The sequence below is a fragment of the Variovorax sp. GW823-FHT02B07 genome, assembly GCF_058797695.1.
In genome coordinates this window covers 960,788-980,253 of the sequence record NZ_JBXAJX010000002.1, presented here as the reverse complement: position 1 = coordinate 980,253, position 19,466 = coordinate 960,788, and the positions used below count along the sequence as shown (strand labels likewise).

Sequence of the window (19,466 nt, the reverse complement as noted above, 5' to 3'; positions counted from 1 at the left end):
ATTTCATCTGCCGCCCTTCCCTCTCACTGCCCCAGCAAACGCCGCTCCTGCGCCGTGAGCTTGGTCTTCTGCGCATCGCCCAGCGGCCCGCGCCCCAGCACCTGCACCGGGCTGTGCGCGTCGTAGCCCACAGGGCGCGCCGCGGCGCGGCCCGCGTCGGACGGCGCGGCGGCGCCTTCGGCGGCCTCGTTGCCGAAGCCCAGCACGCGCACCGAGAACACCGACGGCAGCGCCTGGCGCGCCGCCGCGCGTTCGCGCTGCATCGCCTCCTGCGCCGCGCCCACGGCCTGCGAGGCCGCCGCGCTGGCGTTGGTGAGCGCGCCCACGTTCACCGAGGCCACCACCGGCAGGCCGGCCGACTCGCCCTTGACCTGGATGTTGGCCGCGTTCACCACCTGCAGGGCCGCGAGGTTCACGCTGCCCGACACGCGGATGCCCGCCTCGCCCGCGTCGATGGTGCCCAGCGGCGCGATCAGGTCCATGTCGCCCGCCGGCACTTCGGCGATGGGCGCCAAGGTGGCCAGGCCGGCGCCCGAGCTGGGCACCTGCGACGACAGCTTCACGTTGCCGATGTTGTCGTACACGCGCTTGGGCGGCGTGTAGACCAGCGTGGTCTTGGAGCCCCGGCCGGCGTTGATGTCGCCCTGCTCCGACCAGGCCAGCACGTCGCCGCCGAAGGTGGTCATCACGCGCGACAGGCCCAGCAGCAGGCTGCCTTCGCTGAACAGCTGGATGTGGCCCATGCCCTGCGTGATGACGCCCGCGCTGCCCGGCGGCACCGCGCCCTGCACGCCCACCACGATCTGCCCGCCCGGCGCGAGCATCTGGATGTCGCCGCCGAAATCGGTGTGCACGCCCGAGGGGCCGTACAGGATGATGTCGCCGGTGCGCACGATCTCCTGGCCCGCCGCGTCGAGGTCGGGGAACAGCGTGGCGATCATGCCGCGCCCGCGCAGGTAGCTGCCGTAACGCGGGCCGTCCACGTCGTTGTACTCGCGGCCCCCGGCACGCAGCTCGGCGAAGTACACGCCGCGCAGGAACACGCGCTGCTGTTCGGGCGCCAGCGCCTTGAAGTACGCGAGCGCACTGCCCGGGTCCTTCGCGTCGGCGCTGGTGGCGACGAAGCCGTAGCGTTCCTTGAGCCATGCGGCCAGTTCGGCGTCATAGGTCTTCACCACGCGGCCCGGCTGGCTCGCCAGCGACTGGCCGGGGCCCGACTCGGCGCGCTTCGCGGGGTCGAGGTAGCGGTCGGCGATGGCCGAGAAGTCCGGCCCGCCCACGCCCATCGGGCCCATGCCGGCCATCATCGCGATGCTCGCGCCGGGGCGCGTGTCGCCCTCGGCCAGCGCACCGCGGCTCACCACGCTGGCGCGGTCGTCCTGCGTGATGTGGCGGCCGGCCGACACCTCCAGCGTGCCGGGGCCCGCCACCTGCAGGTTCGCGTACAGGATGTCGCGCCCGGCCTGCACCAGCGACACGTCGCGCGGGTCGTTGTTCACGATCAGCGCCTCGGTGCCGACGATGTCGCGCCCGGCGCGGATGCGCGCCGGCGCGGCCGAGCGGTACCAGGTCTCGGGCGCGGGTTCGCCGCTGGCCAGCACCTTGCGCGCCGTGCCGCTGGCCAGGCCCAGGATGTCGCCGCGCACGGCATAGAACAGCGAGGGCGGCGCATCGGCCGGGTGCAGCGCGCGGGGGCCCAGCGTGTCTGGTCCGAAGGCGAACAGAGGGTGGTTGTCGACCACCCCGTAGTTCGGCACGCCGGGCGACCCGACCATCGAGCCCTCCGGGCTGGTGTTGTAGACCACCGGCCGCTGGCGCGAGTTGTAGCCCACGAAGGCGGGCGCCCAGGGCGTGGGCAGCGGCGTGACCGCGCCCGACATCCCCACCGGATAGCCGCCGCCGAACAGCGAGTTGCCCGCCAGGAACTCGAGCGCCCCTGATGGCGACGGCGCGAGCACCAGCGCGCGGCCGGGCGCCTGCGTGGCGGGCGTGGCCGAGAAGCCGAAGTACAGGCTGCCCGAGGCCGCCGTCGCGCGCAGGATCGACGGGTAGACCGTGACGTTGTCGCTCATGTTGATGCTGCCCAGGTACCGGCCGGCGGCCTCCCGGTTCGCCAGGTCGGTGCCGGGCGTGAGGTTGCCGCCCGCGCTGAACAGGTTGATCGCGGTGCGGTCGGTCCACAGCGTGAACCAGCCCTGGCCGATGCCGTACTCGGTGCCGCCGAACTTGAATGCCGAGCTGTTCGGCACCCGCGCGCGGCCCGCGTCGGCCACGCTGGTGAGCACCAGGTCGCCCGGCGTGTCCAGGTACATCGCCGAATCGCCCGGCACGAGCACGATGCCGGCATTGCCGACGCCGATGGTCGGGGTGAAGGGGTCGATGGGGCGCGTGTCCTTCACATCGCCCTCCTGGCCCGGCAGCGAGAACGCGTACTTGCGGTAGCGCACCTCGACGCCGCCGATGGCGGAGGCCGACACGGTGGCCGCGCCGCGCAGGTTGACCAGGGCGCCGTTGAGGTCCTGGTACTGCGTATTGGTGCCAGAGCTGCCGTACTGCGCCGCGGCCAGGTTCGGATTGACCACGCCGCCGATGCGCAGCTGCAGGTCGCCGCCGCCGGTGAGCGTCAGTTGCCCGTTCGCATCGACGCGGCCCGTGCTGCCGACCGCCGCCACGATGGCCTCGCTGCGCTGCCAGACCTGGCCGTTGCCCAGCCGCGTGGTGAGGCCCGCGTCGCCGCCCGCGCGCAGCGTGAGATTGCCGCCGCCCAGCGTGCCCATGCCGGTGAAGCCCACCAGGAAGGGCTCGGGGCTGCTGTCGGTGCTGACCTGCGCACCGGCCGGCAGTGCGTAGGTGCCGAAGTTGATCCACCACGACGTCGCGATGCGGTCGCTGCCGGCCAGGGCCGTGCCCGAGCCCTGGCGCCACAGCCAGCTGCCCACCGCGGCGCTCGGCGCCTGTCCGCGCTCGCCCCCGAAATGACCCCAGACGTCGCCGACGACGTTGCCGCCCACCGTGATGTCGAGGTTGCCGCCCTGCTCGGGGTACCAGGCCTGGTAGGCCGCGAGCGCGGCGCTGTAGTCCGCCGTCTGCGGGCCGATCACCGAGCCGCCGACGGCCTTGCCGCGTGCGAGGTTGAAGGGGTCGAGGCCGTTGGCGTCGAGCAGCGGCGCCGAGCGCGTGCCGGCCGTGTAGACGCCGAACGGCGACTCCATGACGAAGTTGCCCGCCGCCGCCAGGCCCAGGTCGCCCGTGCCGGTGCGCAGCACGCTGAACATCGGCGACAGCGGCGTGTATTTGGTGACGTCCTTGACGGGGTTGATGACCGTCGTGCAGATGCCCGGCCCCCACTCGCAGATCGTGACGTATTCGGGCAGCACCGGCGTGCCCTCGACGAAGCTCGGGTCCCAGTCGTCGCCGTTGGGGCCCCAGAAGTAGGAAAGGCGCGCCGGGTCGACCACGCAGGTGCCCTCACCGCCCCAGTCGCAGTAGCCCGCCTCGAAATCCAGCGGGTCCATCGGCGTTCCCTCGTCGTGGCCCCACATGGGCCCGTTCGGACCCCACAGGAAGCCGCTGCCGCCCGGCGTGAGCTTGACGTTGTACATCGCGTGGCTGTCGGCCAGGATGAGCGCGCCGTGCTTGGCCGGGTCGACCGCGCGGCGGTCGGCCGAGTCCAGGTCGGCGCCGGCCGTGAGCTGCAGGCTCCAGCTCGTCGCGCCCTGCCCCAGCATCGGCGCCACGGCCCAGTTGCGGCCCTGCACGCCGTCGACTTCGGGCCGCAGGTTGACGGCCGCGTCGTTCGGCAGCTGCACATCGGTCAGCGACGGAATCACCGCGCCGCGCGCCAGCGCGATGGTGCCGTCGGCCTTCATCGCGACCGGCAGGCGCACGCCCTTGGGCCACACCATCGCCTGCACGCTGGCCTCGGCGCGCAGCGCGGTGCCCGCGCCCAGCTTCATGCCGCTGTCCAGCACCACGGCCTCGCCCAGCACCGTGCCGGCCTTCAGCCGGACGCTGCCGTCGGCGTTGTAGACGTTGGCGCGCAGCACCGTGCCGGCGGGCAGCGTGTAGGCCGCGCCCAGCGTCACGGTCACGGGCAGCACCGTGCCAACCGGCAGCACCATGGCTTCGGCGGGCACGTCGTAGTTCAGCAGCGCGTCCTTCGGGAACACGGTGCCCTTGTCGAGCACCACGCCGTCGATCGGCACGACGATGTCGCCGCCGTCGGGCGTGAACGGCGTGCCGAACTTCGTGCGCTGCTCGGTGAGGTACCAGCCCTTGTCGTCGGGCGTGGCCGGCGGCGGCGCGAAGCCGTCGTTGATGCTGCCGTACACGTTGAGGTTGCCGCCCGCGCGGATCACCAGCACGCCAGGCTCGCCGAAGCCGCGGCGCGCCGGATCGTTGCGGTCGGCACCGGGGCCGTAGCGGTAGCCCGAGAGGTCGATGTCGCCGACCACGCTGAGGTCGCCCTCGCCGGTGCTGCTGACGATTTCCACGCCGGGGCGCAGGTGGTAGCTGCCCAGGCCTGCGAGGCGGGCCGAGAGCGAGGTGTTGGCCAGCGCCTTGTCGATGAAGGCGCTGCTGTGGCCGTCGATCTCGTCGAGGTACTTCTGCGTGATGAGCTGCGGCACGTGGCCGGTGACGTCGGGCGCGCTCGCCAGCGGTGCGTCGCTGTAGGTGCGGAAGGCGTTGACCGCGATGGTCTTCGCGCCCTGGATGGCGGGCGTGCCGCCGACGTTCACCGCCACGTCGTTGTCGCCGCGCCGCGGCGCGTTCAGCGCGAGCGTGCCGCGCGATGCGCCGTCGTTGCCCTGCGCCGCGCCCACGGCCGTGCCGGCACGCAGGTCGATGGCCGCGCCGCCGCCCAGCGTCAGCGTGCCGTGCGTGCTCGTGAGGTCGACGATGGCGCGGTTCGGGCTGTCGATGATCTTGCCGTAGCTGTCCACGCGCAGGCCGGTGGCGTGCGCGTCGAGCATGCCGTTCACGGTGAGGTCGCCCTTGGCCGCGAGGCGGATCGCGCCCACCTGGAAGCCGCTCGCGTCGATGCGGCCGTTCACCGTGAGGCTGCCGCCGTCGAGCGTAACCTCGACCACGCGCGCCTTCACTTCGTCGCCGATGGCGAGGTCGCCCTGCTTGATCTGGAAGCGCCGCGCGCCCGTCACGCCGCCTTCGTTCAGGCGCGTGTTCAGGCCCGCGAAGTCGGCCACGGTCTGGCCGCGCACGCTGATCTCGGCCGCGTCGTAGGGCACGATGGTGCCGCCCGCGTCGTACGTGCCGCTCGCGGTGCCGAGGATGCGTCCGCCCAGGTCGATGCGGCCCGCGCCTGCGCCCAGCGCCGTCGCCTGCAGCGTGCCGCCGCGGTTGTGCGTGGCCGACAGGTCGATCACCGAACCCGCCGCCTGCACGATGTTGCCGGCCGAGCTCGTCACCTCCAGGTCGCCGCCGCGGCTGTAGCGCGTCTGCTCGAAGAACGTCACGGCGCGGCCCGCGAGGTCGATGCGCGAATTGGCGCCCAGCGTCACGTCGCCGCTGGCCGTGAGCTGCAGCTTGCCCGAGGGCAGGCCCACCGTGCCGTCGATGGTGATGTTGCGGCCGGTGAGCGCCAGCTGCGCGCCCAGCGCCGCGTCACCGGCGGGCTGCGCGCCTGCCGGTGCGCTCACCGCGATGTCGCCGCCCGCCGTGATGCGGTGGTTCGAGCCGGCCTCGCCGGTGAGCAGCGGGGTACGCAGGTTCAGCTGGCCGCCCGTGTGGTCGTAGCCCTTGCCCGTCACGTACTCACCCTGCTGGTGGTACACGCCCAGCGTGCCCTTGCCGTTGGCGGTGATGCGCTCGCTCGCGTTCAGGTTGACCGTGCCGAAGCCCAGTGCGAGTCGGTCCGCCGAGTAGCCCGCGTCGGGTTGCGTGTGGGGCGCGTGGCCCAGCACGATGCGCGCGGCCGACACGTCGAGCGTGCCGTGGCCCAGCAGGCTGCCGATGGCGCCGCCCGGTGCGTTCCCGCCGGGAAAGATCTCGTCGTTGCCGGGCGGGCGCGGCGTGAGGCCGGTCCAGATGAATTCGCCGGTCGTGATCTTCGCGGTGTCGCCCGCGCCGCCGTAGCCGTAGATGGCGGGCGTGCCCAGCACCAGCCGCTCGATGGACGACACGCCGGTGGCGGGGTCGAGCGTGTCCAGCGACACCGCGCCGTAGATGTTCACCGACTCGCGCGCGTTCAGCACCAGCGTCTCGACCGCGGGCACGCCTTCGCCCTTGTTGCCGGCCAGCAGGTTCGCCAGGATGACCTGGTTCATCGACAGGCCCGACGGCAGCTGGCCGTTGGCCGCCGCCTGCTGCAGCGCCGCGTCGCTGCCCAGGTTGACCGAGGACACCGCCAGCAGCAGGTTCTTCGCGCCATAGCGCACGTTGTCGGCCATCGTGAACGAGCGGTTGGTGGCCACGGCCAGCGTGCCCTCGCCGTACAGCGTGGTGTGGCCGGTGCAGGCGCCGCTGGGGCACGCGCCGATCTGGACCGTGGCGGGTATCCCCCCGGCGACGGGCGGCAGCAGGTTGATCCAGCCGTTCGACAGGCCCAGCACCCCGCCCAAGCCCGCCGAGAACACCACGCCGTCGGTGGAATCGTAGGCCGGCGCACCGGCACCCAGCGTGTTCAGCGACGCGCCCTGCTCCACCTGGATGCCGTCGCCGTAGCCGCCGGCCACGAGGAAGATTTCGGCGCCGCGCAAGGTCGCGCCGCTGCGCACGACGACATGGCCGGTGTTCGACTTGAAGGTTGCGTAGTTGTCGGCATACGGCAGATCGATCTGGCCGCCCAGGATCATCCGTGGTGCACCGAAGGCGTTGAGCTGGTCGGCCTGCAGCGACGCGCCCGTGAACCCGGCCGTGCGCTGCGCGCCCGGCGCCGTCACCTCGATGGCGATGCCCTTCGCCGACAGCGTGCCGCCGAAGCCCGCGCTGCCGGCCGCCGGATTGAACAGCGCCGTGCCGTCGAACTGCAGCATCGACACGCCGTCCTTCGGCTTGGAATAGAAGTAGTCCAGCAGCAGGTTGCGGGCGTCGGCCGCGATCTCGCCGCGCACGCCGCCACGGCGTGCCGCGTCGGCCACCACGAAGGCGTCGTAGCCCATCTCGTTGTAGCTGGCGTGCTGCTTCACCAGCGCCGCCGGCGTGACGACCAGCTGGCTGGCCAGCGACGACTTCACCGCCGTGTTCGCCACGCCGAGGTAGCCGCTCGCCACGTACGAGCCGTAGCCGGCCGGCAGCGGCGTCGCGGGCAGCGCGCCTTGCGCCCCCACTTCCACGCGGAAGGCACCGGGCAGCAGCGCGTAGGTCGAAGGCAGCAGCGTGTAGGTGCCGGCCTTGAGCCCGCCCACGTCGTGATCGAGCGTGACCTGCCGGCCGATGGCCGGCTCGCCCGCGCCGGCGTCGGGCGACACCGGCGCGTAGCCGCCCTGGAAGCCCGGCACCATGGCGTACACGCCGTTGCCCGCCTTGCTGAAGGTGTTGGCCGGATTGGCATTGGCCAGCGGCGTGCGCAGCACGTCCACCGAACCGCCGCGACCGCTCACGAAGCCCGCGCCCGTGAGCTCGCCGCCGCCCGACAGGTCGAGCAGCGCGCCCTGGTGCCCGACCACGCTGTCGCCCGTGAGCAGGATGCCGCTGCTGCCGATGGCGCGCTTGTCGATGGGCGTGCCGGCCACGCTGTAGCCGATGCCGTCGGTCGTGCCGCCGTAGGGCATGAGCAGGCCGGCGCCGCTGACCGAGGTGATGCTGCCCGGCAGCAGGTCGACCACGCTGGCGCGCGCCTCGAAGGTGCTGCGCCCGTCCTGTCCCACGATCAGGTTGCCCAGCGGCGCGCGCACGATGCCGCCCTGGCGCACCGTGCCGCCGCCGAGCGCGAGCGTGCCGAATGCCGACTGCGGCATCGCCACGTCGCCCTCGACCTGGCGGCGGATGTCGAGCACGCGGCCCTCGTCGTAGCCCGCGCGGATCTGCGCGTTGGCGCCGGTGGCGGGATAGATCTGCGCGGCGGTGAGCGTGAGGTCGCCCAGCGTCGCCAGCTCGGTCGTGGTCGCGCCGAGCAGGCCGAGCGTGGGCGTGCCGCCCAGCAGGCGCAGGTCGCCGCGGCTGGTCATGTGCACGGCGTCGAAGCCGCGGCGGTCCACCACCTGCGCGGGGCCGGTCTTCATGGCGATCTCGCCGTGCGCGCCGAAGCCCACGCGGTCGCGGATGTCGATCAGGTCGGCCTCGGCCGTGAAGGTGGCCTCGCTCGCGCGGGTCGATGCGCCGTGGCGCCAGGTGGTGGTGTAGATCACCTCGTTGTCCTGCTTGGGCGCACCGGTCACGCCGGCCAGCCGCAGGTAGGACGAGGCAAGCCGCACGTTCGAATCGGTCGCCGCGCTGTCGGCCAGCGCGAAGCTGCCGGCGTACACGCGCAGGCTCTGCGCGGTCGTGAGGTCGACATGGCCGTCGAAGCTCAGCAGGCCGTTGACCAGCAGCGACAGGTTGCCAAAGCCCCCGTCCCGCACCTGGTCCGCGCTCAGGCGCCCCTTGCCGTAAGCCAGTGCCGCATCGGCATGGCCCGGCTTGAGGGTGGCCGGCAATCCGCTGGGCTGCTGCGCCTGCGAGATCACCAGCTCGCGCGCCTGCCGCACGGCGTCGTCGACGGTGTAGATCTTCGAGAACACCGGCGCTTCGAGCGCCACCGCGAGCGTGCCGCCCGCCGCATTCGCGCCGCCCGCGTGGGCGCGCAGCGTGCCGTCCAGGTACAGGCTGTGCGCCGACTTGAGCACGATGCTGCCGCCGTCGCTGGCCACGTCGAGTTCGCGCCACAGGCCGCCCACGGCCGGCACGTCGATGCGCGCGTGGCTGCCCGAGGCATCGAGCAGCGCGCCGGGGCGGATCACCACCGCCACGTCGGGCGCGTTGGCCGCGCCCTTGGCCTCCCAGTCGAGCGCACCGCCGATGGAGATGGTGCCGCCGTTGCGCACGCTGCCGTAGCGGCGGCCGTCGTCGTCGGTGCCGGTCTGCGCGCGCGCCGCCACGTCGAGCACCGCGCCCTCGCCGATCCACACCGAGCGGTTGTGCGGCTGCAGCGAGGTGCTCAGCGGCGAGTTGAACGCCGGCGCCTCGATGTCGATGGCGATGCGCCCGCCCCAGGCGTTGAGCCGGCCATCGACCACGAAGCTGCTCAGGCCGCCGCCGAGCAGCTGGATCGAGCGGCCCGGATCGACCGTCACCACCGCCCCCGCGCCGATGGCGACGTTGCCGCCTTCGGTAATGCGGCGCTGCGAACGCAGCACGAGGTCGGCGCCCTGGCGCTGCACGGTCTGGCGGTTCACCGTGTCCTGTTGCAGCAGCGGCGGCGTCCACAGTGGCAATGCGATGCCGCCTTCATGGTTGGCACCGGCCCCGGGCGCGATGCGGTAGACCGGCATGAGCACGTCGAGCTGCGCGCCCGGCGCGACCGTGAGGCCCGCGTGGCCGTTGAAGTCGTAGGTGGAAAAGCCCGACTGCAGGCGCGACGCGTCGAGCACGAGCTGCGTCGCGTCCGACAGCGCCGGGTCGGGACCGATGAGCAGCGCGTGGCCCGTTTCGATCTTCAGCGTGCCGCCGCCGGTCACGCCATGGCCGCGGATCTCGCCGCCGAGCGACAGGCGCCCCTTCGCATCGGTGGGCGACGCGGCCGAGTCGGCCACCAGCGTCACGTTGCCGCCCTTGCCGCCCTTCTGCTTGCCCTTGGCCAGCAGCGCGGCACCCGACGACACGTCGATCAGGCTGCCCTGCCCGACCGTCACGCCGTGCGTCGATTCGAGGCGCACCGTGCCGCCGTCGATGACCGCGAGCGTGGCCGAGTCTTCAGGCGCCGTGCCGATGTCGACCCGGCGTCCGCGCAGGTCGAGCGTGACGCCGTCGCGCACGGTGAGCGACGAATCGGCGTCCTTCACCAGCACGCGCGGCTGGGCCCCCGCCACCGGCGACATGAAGACATTGTCGGCCTCCAGCGCGCCGCCGCGCACCGTGACGTCGGCGCCGATGTCGATGAACGCGCCGAGCAGGGCCATGCGTCCGCCGTCGGCCAGCGTGAGCGCCTTCTCGACGTTGATGCTGCCGCGCGTGCCGATGTCCAGCACCGACAGGCGCTGCGCATTCAGGTGCGCCGCGTCGAGCCACAGCGTGCCGATGCGCTCGTCGGCCAGTGCGTCGGCCGCGGCCATCTGCTGCGTGACCGGTGCCACGTCGCCGAAGCGCACGTCGGTGTCGAACAGGTCGATGCGACCGAGCGCGCCGTAGCGCCCCACCGCCAGCACGCCGCCGCGCGCCACCGCGCTCTGCGACTGGCGGTAGCCGTCGTCCAGCGCGGCGTCGCGTGCGCGCGTCTGTTGCGCGCCGTTGAACACCTCGGCCACGATGTCGCCTTCGAGCACCGCCGTGGGCGCGCTCACCACCAGCCGGCCGGCGTCGCGCCCGACGGTGTAGCCGTTCTCCAGCTTGCGCTGCGGCCCGATCAGCGGGTTGTAGAAATAGTCGGTGTTCGCCTTGCCCCAGCGCACGTGCTCGGCCTCGAAGCCCTTGTAGACGCCGTCGTACAGCAGGTCCGACGGCGCGCTGTTCAGGTTGTACAGCCGCCCGTCGCTGCCCTTGAGCCAAGTCTGGTAGATCTTGCCAGTCTGCACGTTGAGCGAACCACCCGACAGGTTGACCGTCGAGCCCGCCTGCGTGAGCACCTCGCTGCCGCCCAACACCACCGTGCCGCCCTGCGCAGCCCATTCGCCGATGCCGTGACCCTGGTTGCCCAGGTAGCCGCCGACCTCCAGCAGGCCGCCCGCCGCGTACCAGCGCTCGCCCTCGTAGCCGCCCACGCCGGGCGCCACGCGCACGAGCTTGCGCCGGTCGATCCACACGTCGTTGTTGAAGAGCTTGCCGCTCTCGCGGTTGCGCGGGGCGTCGCGCATCTCGTTGCCCTGCACGTTGACCTTGACGTTGTTCGATTCCATCGTCACGTTCACGCCCACCGCGCCCGACACATCGAGGCGCGCCTTGTCGGCCACGAAGCTGCGGCGCGTGGCGCTGGCCGCGATCTGCCCGCCGGTGGCCAGCGTGAGCGACTCGCCCTCGAAACGGATGTCGCCGCCCGAGACGATCTCGATGCGCGACTGGTCGCGCCGGTCCGACAGCCGCGAGAGGTTGTCGAAGAGCGCGGGCGGCACGAGCGCGCGCGCGGCGTCCTGCGCGGCCGATTCCTTGATGAGCGCGTCGCGCTGGCTGTCGAGTGCGCTGGCCTTGCCGTCGTCCTCGATCAGCACGGCCGTGACCGCGCCCTTGCCGACGGCCACGTTGCCGCGCGTGTCGGCGGCCGAGTTCAGCAGGTGCACCGTGCCGCGCACGGCGACGGTGGAGGTGGCCAGCGCCACGCCGTCCTGCCGCACGTCGCGACCCGCCAGCGTGATGTCGCCTTCGCGCGCCACGATGAGGCCGGTGTTGCGCACCGTGCCCGCCGTGCTGTCGGCTGCGAACTGCGGCGCGATCTCGTTGCCGCGCGTGGTCGAGAAGGCGTTGGCCTCGGTGCCCATGCCCTTGCGGATCACGAAGCTGTCGCCCGCCGCGAGCTGCGCCTGGCCCTTGCGCGCGGCGATCTCGCCGGCATTGGCCACCTCCTTGCCCAGCAGCAGCACGTAGCCGCCGCCCTGCGTGACGGAGCCGGGCTCCTTGGTGGTCAGCCGTGCGCCGGCCTGCACCTCGACCTTGCCCTGGTCTTCCTTGCGCGTGGTGAAGCTCGGTGCGGTGTCGTTCGAGTAGATGCCGCGCGCCTTGAACTGGTCGTCGCCGATGTGGGCGGCCGCCGCCACGAGGTTGCGCGTGTCGGTCTGGCTGCTGCCGCTGAACACGATGCCGTTGCGGTTGGCGATGAGCACCGTGCCGTCGGCCTTGATCTGCCCCTGGATCTGCGACGGCCGCGCCTTCGGGTCGTTCACGCGGTTGAGCACGGCCCAGTCGGCCTGCTGCTTGAAATCGACCGTGGTGTTGCGCCCGACGTTGAAGGTCTCCCAGTTCAGGATGGCCTTGTCGCCGGTCTGCTCCACAGTGACGACGGTGCGGCCGTCGACCTGCTTCTGCGAATCGCGGTTCAGCGCGCGGGCGTTGAGCCAGCCGGCGCTGAGCGAATTCGTGTCGACCTTCAGGCCGCCGTCGGCCAGGCCGTCGGGCACCGAGGGGTCGTTCTGCGCCGCGGCGCGTGCGGCGGCCTGCGCGGCCTGCTGCGCGGCAATCGCCTGCGCCGCGAGGCCCAGGTTGCCGAGCGACTGGCGCAGCTGCTCGTTGGCCTTCTGCTGCTGCGCCAGCGGGTTCGTCAGCATCGAGGCCGGCGTGCCGTTGGGCAGGTAGCCCGTGACCACAGCGGTGCCCTGCGCCACGTTCTTCTGCGCCATCCATGCGGCGCTGAAGGCGCGCTGCGCCTGTGCATTGCCCGCCAGGCCCGCCATGGCCAGCGCGAGGGCGGCGGCGTGCGCGACCGGCGCGCGGCGGAATGTCTTGTTGCTCATGTCATACCCCAGAGAAAAACCGTTCTGGAGAAGAGACCGGGCTCACCGGATGCGACCGACACGCGCGCTGCAAAAGTTCAGGAGAATTTGCGAACGCGGACGCGGCACTGTTTTTTTCACAGCCGCGTCACACAGCGCGGCTAGCCCAGCAGCACGATGCCGGCGGGCAGCGACGTGAGCTTCGCGCCGTAGCTCACGGCGATCAGCGTCTCGACATGCGGCAGCTCGTCCAGCCGCAGCCGTGCCTGCACCTTGCGGCGGCCGAGTTCGGCGCGCGTGACGATGAGGCGCCCCGGCCGGTAGCGGTTGATCTCGTCGACCACGGCCGCCAGCGGCGTGTCGTCGAACACCAGCACGCGCTCGCGCCAGGCGGCCACTGCCGCGAGGTCGGGCGCGCGCGCCACCTCGGCCTCGCGCCGGCCGCCGTAGCGGATCTGCTGCGCCTGCCCGGCCACCAGCACGCGCTCACCGTCGCGCAGCTCGACCGAGCCCGCGAAGCAGGTCACGCACACCTCGCCGCCGGTGGCGCGCACATTGAAGCGGCTGGCCGACGCGGCCACGAGGCGCGCGCCGCCCACCGTCATGGTGAAGGGCGCGCGGCGCGCCGCGTCAAGCTGCACCTGCGCCTCGCCGCCGAGCATGTCGAGCACGGGCGGCTCGCCCTCGGCGCCGCGCGCGAGGTTGAGGCTGGTCTGCGTGTTCATCTCGACCACCGCCGCCGCGTCGGCCAGCACCACGCGGCGCTGCTCGCCGGTGCCGGTGCGGTAGTCGGCCGTCATGTCGGACAGCGCGGGCCACAGGCCGGCCGGCGGGCGCACCACCACGAAGGCGGCGGCACCGGCCGCGAGCGCGGCGCCGAGGAACTGGCGGCGGCCGAACATCGGCGGGCGCGACACGGCGATGGCCGTGCGCGGCGGCGTGTCCATGGCAGGCATGCGCTGTGCCACCGCTTCGGCGGCGGGCCGGGTCAGATCCCACAGCCGCGTCGCTTCGGCCATGGCCTGCGCGTGCTGCGGGCTGCGGGCGCACCAGCGGCGGAAATCCTGCGCGTCGCCGGTGGTGGCGCGGCCGGAGGTCAGGCGCACGAGCCAGTCGTGCGCCTGCGTTTCCAGCGCGGCGCGTTCGCGGTCGGTCGGGGTGGGGGCGGCCATCATGTCTTCTCAGACTGTTTTCCGGCGCCGGGACCGAACCTCTGGATCACATCGCGTCCCAAACGACCCGCGCAATGCACCAGCGCGGCCTTCACTTCGCGCTCGACGATGCGCACCGACACGCCGTAGCGCCGCGCCAGGTCGGCATGCGGCGTCTCGTCCACGCGCGAAGCGATGAAGATGTCGCGGCGGCGGCGCGGCAGCTCCTCGAGCGCGCGCTCCAGCGCCTGCACCTCGCTGCGCGCCTCCGAGACGCGGGCCGGGTCGTGGCTGTCGTCCGAAAAGTGCAGCAGCTCCTCGACCTCCACGAAGTCGAGCAGCCGCCCATGGGAGATGCGCCGGTCTTCCGCCACGTTCGACGCGATGCGCAGCAGGTAGGCCATGGGGCTTTGCACCGGGCCGGGGTCGCTCATGCGCTGCACGCGCAGCCAGGTCTCGTGCAGCACGTCGTCGGCCTGCTCTTCCGAGCCCAGGCGGCGGCGCAGGCGGTTGCGGAAGTCGATGTAGCGGCTGGTCAGCAGGCTGCGCAGAAAGCCGGGGGTGTCCTGTTCCACGGCGTGCTCAGGGAGAAACCGCTGCGTCGCAGACGTCGGGGCGGTCGCCGGTGCGCGGCAGCAGCAGCACCGTGAGCGGCTGGTCGGCCTCGCCTTCGGGCGGGCGCTCGAGCACCAGCGTGTTCATCGCGGCTTCGAGCGCGGCATCGCGCTGCGCCAGGCCGGTGGAACTGAGCAGCCGCGTGCGCCGCACATGGCCGCCGGGCCCGACCCACAGCTGCACGAGCGCGCGGTAGGTGCCGGGGCGCGCATGCGGCCAGCGGCACAGCGTGCGCTCCAGCGCCTGTTGCACCACGCGCGCGTCGCGCGGGGACATGGCGGGAACGGCGGGCGTGGCCGGCGCCGTCGCAACCACGGGCGGCGCTGCCTCGGCCTCGACCAGCGTGAAGGTGCGCGCATCGGTGTGGCGCGCAGCCAGCCGCGTGCCGGCGAGCAGGTGCTGCAGCGCCTCGCGCGGAGTGAACAGGCCGTGCAACGCGGCGGATTCGAGGCCGGCGGTGAGCTGCCCGTCGAAGAACACGGACTGCCCCGTCGCCTGCGCGTAGACCTGCACGGCGGTGGCCAGCGGCTGGGCCGGCAGGTCGAAAGCGATGCGCCCCGCCGCATCGGGCGAAGGCACAGGTTCGCCGGCATGCGACACGGCCGCGAGGGACAGAATTCCGAGGATCAGGGTCAAGACACACACCCACCGTGACCGAGCAACGCGAGACATGCCGGGTCCTGTGACGAAGGAGGAATCGCAGGCGCCGGGCCGGTGCCGCGTACTGCTTTGGTGCTCGGAATGCTAGTGACGCTTTGTGACAGCTTGAATGCATCGCAGGCGCCACCCGCAGTCCGAAGCGCCCCTGCCGCTGGCGACAATGCCCCCATGACGTTCGACCTCTTCGACGCCCCGCCGCGCGCCGCGCGCGAGCCGATCGGCCCGGCCGCCTTCGTGCTGCCGGGCTTTGCGCTGCCGCGCGCCGAGGCGCTGCTCGACGCCATCGACGATGTGGCGGCGCGCGCGCCGTTCCGCCACCTGGTCACGCCGGGCGGCTTCACCATGTCGGTCGCGCTCACCAACTGCGGCGCGCTCGGCTGGACCAGCGACCGGCGCGGCTACCGCTACAGCGCGGTCGACCCCGACAGCGGCGTGCCCTGGCCCGCGATGCCCGAGGCCTTTGCACTGCTCGCGCGCGACGCGGCGGCGCTGGCGGGCTTCGACGGCTTTGCGCCCGACGCCTGCCTGGTCAACCGCTACCAGCCGGGCAGCCGCCTCTCGCTGCACCAGGACCGCGACGAGCGCGACCACGGCGCGCCGATCGTATCGGTGTCGCTGGGCATGCCGGCGGTGTTCCAGTTCGGCGGGCTCGCGCGCGCCGACAAGACCACCCGCATTCCGCTGGTGCACGGCGACGTGGTGGTGTGGGGCGGCGTGGACCGGCTGCGCTTTCATGGCGTGCTGCCGCTCAAGGACGCACCGCATCCGCTGCAGGCACGGCTCGGCGCGCAGCGCATCAACCTCACCTTCCGCAAGGCGGGTTGATGCGCGCATGACGGGTTCGACCACCTCCTCCACCGAATCCCCCGGCCGCGCGATCCGCGCGCTCTACGCCGCGCTGTGGCACTTCGCCGCCGGTGCGCGTGCGCAGCTGCTGGCCGCCACTGCGCTGCTCGCGAGCTCCCAGCTGATCCGCCTCACGCTGCCCTACCTCGCGGGCCAGGCCATCAACGCGCTGCAACGCGGCGACCTGCCTGCGGCGGGCCGCTGGATCGCCACGCTCGCGGGGGTGTACGTCGGCGCCTGGGCGCTGCACGGGCCGGGCCGCATCCTGGAGCGCAACGTGGGCCTGAAGGTGCGCGAGACGCTGGCCGACCAGCTCTATGCGCGCATCGCCGCCGCGCCGCTCGCCTGGCACGACAGCCACCACTCGGGCGAGCTGCAGCACCGCGTGCACCAGGCCAGCCGCGCGCTCGCCGACTTCGCGCAGAACCAGTTCATCTGGCTCACCAACGCCGTGAACTTCGTCGGGCCGCTGGTGGCGCTGGCGCTGCTGTCGCGCACCAGCGGCGTGACGGCGCTCGCGGGCTATGTGCTGATCGGCGTGGTGATCGTGCGCATCGACCGCGCCCTGATGAAGCTCGCGCGCGCCGAGAACGACGCCGACCGGCGCTACGTGGCCGCGCTGCTCGACTTCCTGGGCAACGCCTCCACGGTGATCGGCCTGCGGCTGCAGGGCGCGTCGCGCCTGTTGCTGCGTCGGCGCATGGCGGCCGTGTCGCTGCCGCTGAAGCGCACCGTGGTGCTCAACGAGGGCAAGTGGTTCGCGGTCGACCTGATGGGGCTGGCGCTGACCTGGGGCCTGGTGGTGATCTATGTGTGGCAGGCGCGCGCGCCGGGCCAGGCCGTGATGCTGGGCGCGGTGTTCATGATCTACCAGTACGCGCAGCAGGCGGCGGGCGTGGTCACCTCGGTGGCGGCCAACTTCAGTTTCTTTGCGCGCATGCACACCGACTACAGCAGCGCCGAACCGATCTGGCACGCGCCGACGAGTGCCACGCTCGAGGCCCCGCCCGAGGAGGTGCCGGCGCACGAACGCATCGACATGCAGGCGCCTTGGACGCAGCTGCAGGTCGCGCAGCTGCAATGGCGCTATGCCCCGCGCGGCGCCGTCGCGGAAGACCCGGCCGCGCCCGCGCGCAGCGGCCTGCACGACGTGGCGCTCTCGCTGCGCCGGGGCCAGCGCGTGGCGCTGGTGGGCCCCAGCGGCGGCGGCAAGAGCACGCTGCTGCGCGTGCTGGCCGGCCTGTATGCACCGCACGGCGGCACGCTCTCGCTCGACGGCGAGCGGACCGACTGGGCCCGGCTGCGCCAGCTCGCCACGCTGATCCCGCAGGAGACCGAGCTGTTCGAGGCCAGCGTGCGCGAGAACCTGGCCTTCGGGCGTCCCTGCGACGACGAGCGCCTGCGCGCCGCGCTGCACACCAGCACCTTCGACGAGGTGCTGAAGGCCACGCACGGCGACCTCGACAGCGCGATCTCGGAACGCGGCTTCAACCTTTCGGGCGGCCAGCGCCAGCGGCTGTGCCTGGCGCGCGGCGTGCTCGCGGCCGAAGGCAGTTCGCTGCTGCTGCTCGACGAGCCGACCAGCGCGCTCGACGCCGCCACCGAGGCGCGCGTGCTGGGGCGCATCGCGGCGGCGTTTCCGCAGGCCTGCGTGATCGCCTCGGTACACCGGCTGAGCCTGCTCGAGCGCTTCGACACCGTGATCTTCATGGAGGCCGGCCATGTGCGCGACCACGGCCCGCGCGACGAGGTGATGGCGCGCCAGCCCATGCTTCGGGAGGCCGTGTCCGGTCACAGGCAGTAGGAACCCTCCTGCGCCAGAACGCGGCGTTCACACCCGCCGCGCTGGCATGCCTTCTGCAACAGTATCGGCATCCATTTGTTCACGCTTGGTCCTGTGCGGTCCCTTTTTGCGCCTCGGCTGCGTTCCAATCACATGGTTCTTCATTCCGCGAGCGTTTCCCGCCCCATGCGTTCTTCCCGCGCCACCCTTCCGCTCGCCCTGCTCGGTGCCCTGCTGGGCCTGTCCGCCTGCACCACCGGCACCACGGCCGAACAGCGCCAGGCCGCCGCCAGCAAGCCGCCGCCCACCGACTGCACGGCCTGGGTCGGCGCCGACCGCAACGCGCGGGTGGGCGGCTACCTGCTGCCGCAGGCCGGCACCGCGGTGAACGCCGGCGGCCCGCGCGTGTGCGTGCCCGTGCTCATGAGCGCCTACCCCGTGCCCACCAATTACGCGGGCGGCGACTACCACGTGGGCGCGTTCACCGACGACCAGCTCAAGGCGCGCTGGCGCACCTGCAAGGCCGAGCCGGCCTGCTTCGAGCGCGTGAACGCGCAGATGCAGCGCTGGCTGCCGCCCAACAAGGCGCGCGCCACGCGCGTGACGGGCGCGGTCGATCCGGCCGGGCGCATCGATGCCGACAGCCCGAACGTCGACCTGAAACAGATCCGCCGCCCCGCCTTCTTCGCGAAGGCGCCCTACCGCGAAGGCATTGCCGAGGCCGACGCGCGCACCCACATCGTCGAGTTCACCGTGCCGCGCGACACCTTCGAGCGGCTCGACCTGAAGCTCGCCGACCCGATCAAACTGCGCGGCTGGTACCTCGAAGGCGCGGGCGTGGACGACGGGCGCGGCCGCAAGGTGCGTGCCCTCGCCGTCATGGCGGCGGGCGGCGGCGGGCAGCTCACGGCCCTCCAGCATCCGGACGAGGTGGCCTACCGCATCGAGGGCGCCAGCGGCAAGGCCATGCCGGTGTCCTTCCCCAACGGCACCACCGAGGCCATGGGCCAGCGCTGGTGGCGCGAGAACCTGCACGCGCTGAACCAGGCCGGCTTCGACGTGCTGGCCTACGACCGGCGCGGCGAAGGCCTGTCGGGCGGCGTGAGCGACACCAACACGCTGGAGCAAGGCGAGGACGTGTTCCGCGTGCTCGCCCAACTCGAGCACGGCCAGGGCCTGCGGCTGCTCACGCCGGCGGGCCAATTGCTCGAAGGCAATGCCGCACGCGGCCGGTTGCTGGCGGGCCAGAAGGCCAGCGAGATTCCGCTGGTGCTGGGCGGCTACTCGCGCGGCTCGATGTCGACCGCCTGGGCCATGACGCGCAACTACGTGGCCGCCTGCAGCTTCGACATGCCCGTGCCCAACTGCACGCCGGCGCGCGGCTGGCGCAACATCCGCGGGGCCATCCTGCTGTCGTCGTTCGCCAGCGGCGCGGGCTACCTGCCCGACGCGCCCGACCTGGCCGACCGCAACTTGTTTTTGGGCGGCATGGCGGCGGAGCACCACATCCTGTTCTATCCGAACTCCGCCACGCTCGCGGGCATGGACCGCTGGCCCGCCGCCTTCTTCGGCAAGGGCCTGTGGGACCGCGCCGAATCGCTCGAAGGCACCGTGGCCGCCTACAACCGCATCCGCGGCGTGAAGGAGATCGTGCTGTCGCGCGGCCCGCACGCCATCGAGACCTGGCCCGAGTCCGAGCGGCGCTACCTGCGCGAGCGCATGGTGGCCTACGCCAAGGTGGTGATCGTCGGCGGGCGCACGGTGCCGGGTGCGCGGCCATGGAAAGACTTCAAGTCGCTGGTCGCCACCACGCCCGATGTGTGGGAGCCTTCGTCGCGGCCGGGCACCGGGCCCGGACGACAGCCCTGACATCAACGGTCGGCCGCCACAATGGCGGCC

General features: G+C 72.5%; 7 protein-coding genes. 3 read left to right on the top strand and 4 right to left on the bottom strand.

All coding sequences use genetic code 11. The features are described from left to right. Positions 1–23 precede the first annotated feature (23 nt). The 4 genes from AC1RGU_RS15550 to AC1RGU_RS15535 all read right to left on the bottom strand — a co-directional run bounded on the left by AC1RGU_RS15550 (position 24) and on the right by AC1RGU_RS15535 (position 14,914). Positions 24–12,533, bottom strand: a complete 12,510-nt coding sequence (locus AC1RGU_RS15550; protein ID WP_492696796.1) for a filamentous hemagglutinin family protein — start codon at positions 12,531–12,533, stop codon at positions 24–26. Positions 12,534–12,673: 140 nt separating this feature from the next. Continuing rightward, the gene (locus tag AC1RGU_RS15545) at positions 12,674–13,684 is read right to left on the bottom strand and encodes a FecR family protein (RefSeq protein ID WP_492696795.1); all 1,011 of its coding nucleotides are present in this window, start codon (positions 13,682–13,684) and stop codon (positions 12,674–12,676) included. Continuing rightward, the gene (locus tag AC1RGU_RS15540; protein ID WP_070061142.1) at positions 13,684–14,238 is read right to left on the bottom strand and encodes an RNA polymerase sigma factor; all 555 of its coding nucleotides are present in this window, start codon (positions 14,236–14,238) and stop codon (positions 13,684–13,686) included. The genes AC1RGU_RS15545 and AC1RGU_RS15540 overlap by 1 nt, the downstream gene beginning before the upstream one ends. Before the next feature lie 7 nt (positions 14,239–14,245). Beyond that, positions 14,246–14,914 (bottom strand): STN domain-containing protein, encoded by a 669-nt coding sequence (locus AC1RGU_RS15535; RefSeq protein ID WP_492696794.1) that lies wholly within the window; start codon positions 14,912–14,914, stop codon positions 14,246–14,248. A 192-nt stretch (positions 14,915–15,106) separates the two neighbouring features. On the opposite strand from AC1RGU_RS15535, the gene alkB reads away from it, so the two are divergent. The 3 genes from alkB to AC1RGU_RS15520 all read left to right on the top strand — a co-directional run bounded on the left by alkB (position 15,107) and on the right by AC1RGU_RS15520 (position 19,436). After that, positions 15,107–15,763, top strand: coding sequence for a DNA oxidative demethylase AlkB (gene alkB / locus AC1RGU_RS15530; protein ID WP_492696793.1), 657 nt, complete (start codon positions 15,107–15,109; stop codon positions 15,761–15,763). 7 nt (positions 15,764–15,770) lie between these two features. Beyond that, positions 15,771–17,588, top strand: coding sequence for an ABC transporter ATP-binding protein (locus tag AC1RGU_RS15525; protein WP_492696792.1), 1,818 nt, complete (start codon positions 15,771–15,773; stop codon positions 17,586–17,588). A gap of 165 nt (positions 17,589–17,753) precedes the next feature. Next, positions 17,754–19,436, top strand: a complete 1,683-nt coding sequence (locus AC1RGU_RS15520) for an alpha/beta fold hydrolase (RefSeq protein ID WP_492696791.1) — start codon at positions 17,754–17,756, stop codon at positions 19,434–19,436. Positions 19,437–19,466 lie beyond the last annotated feature (30 nt).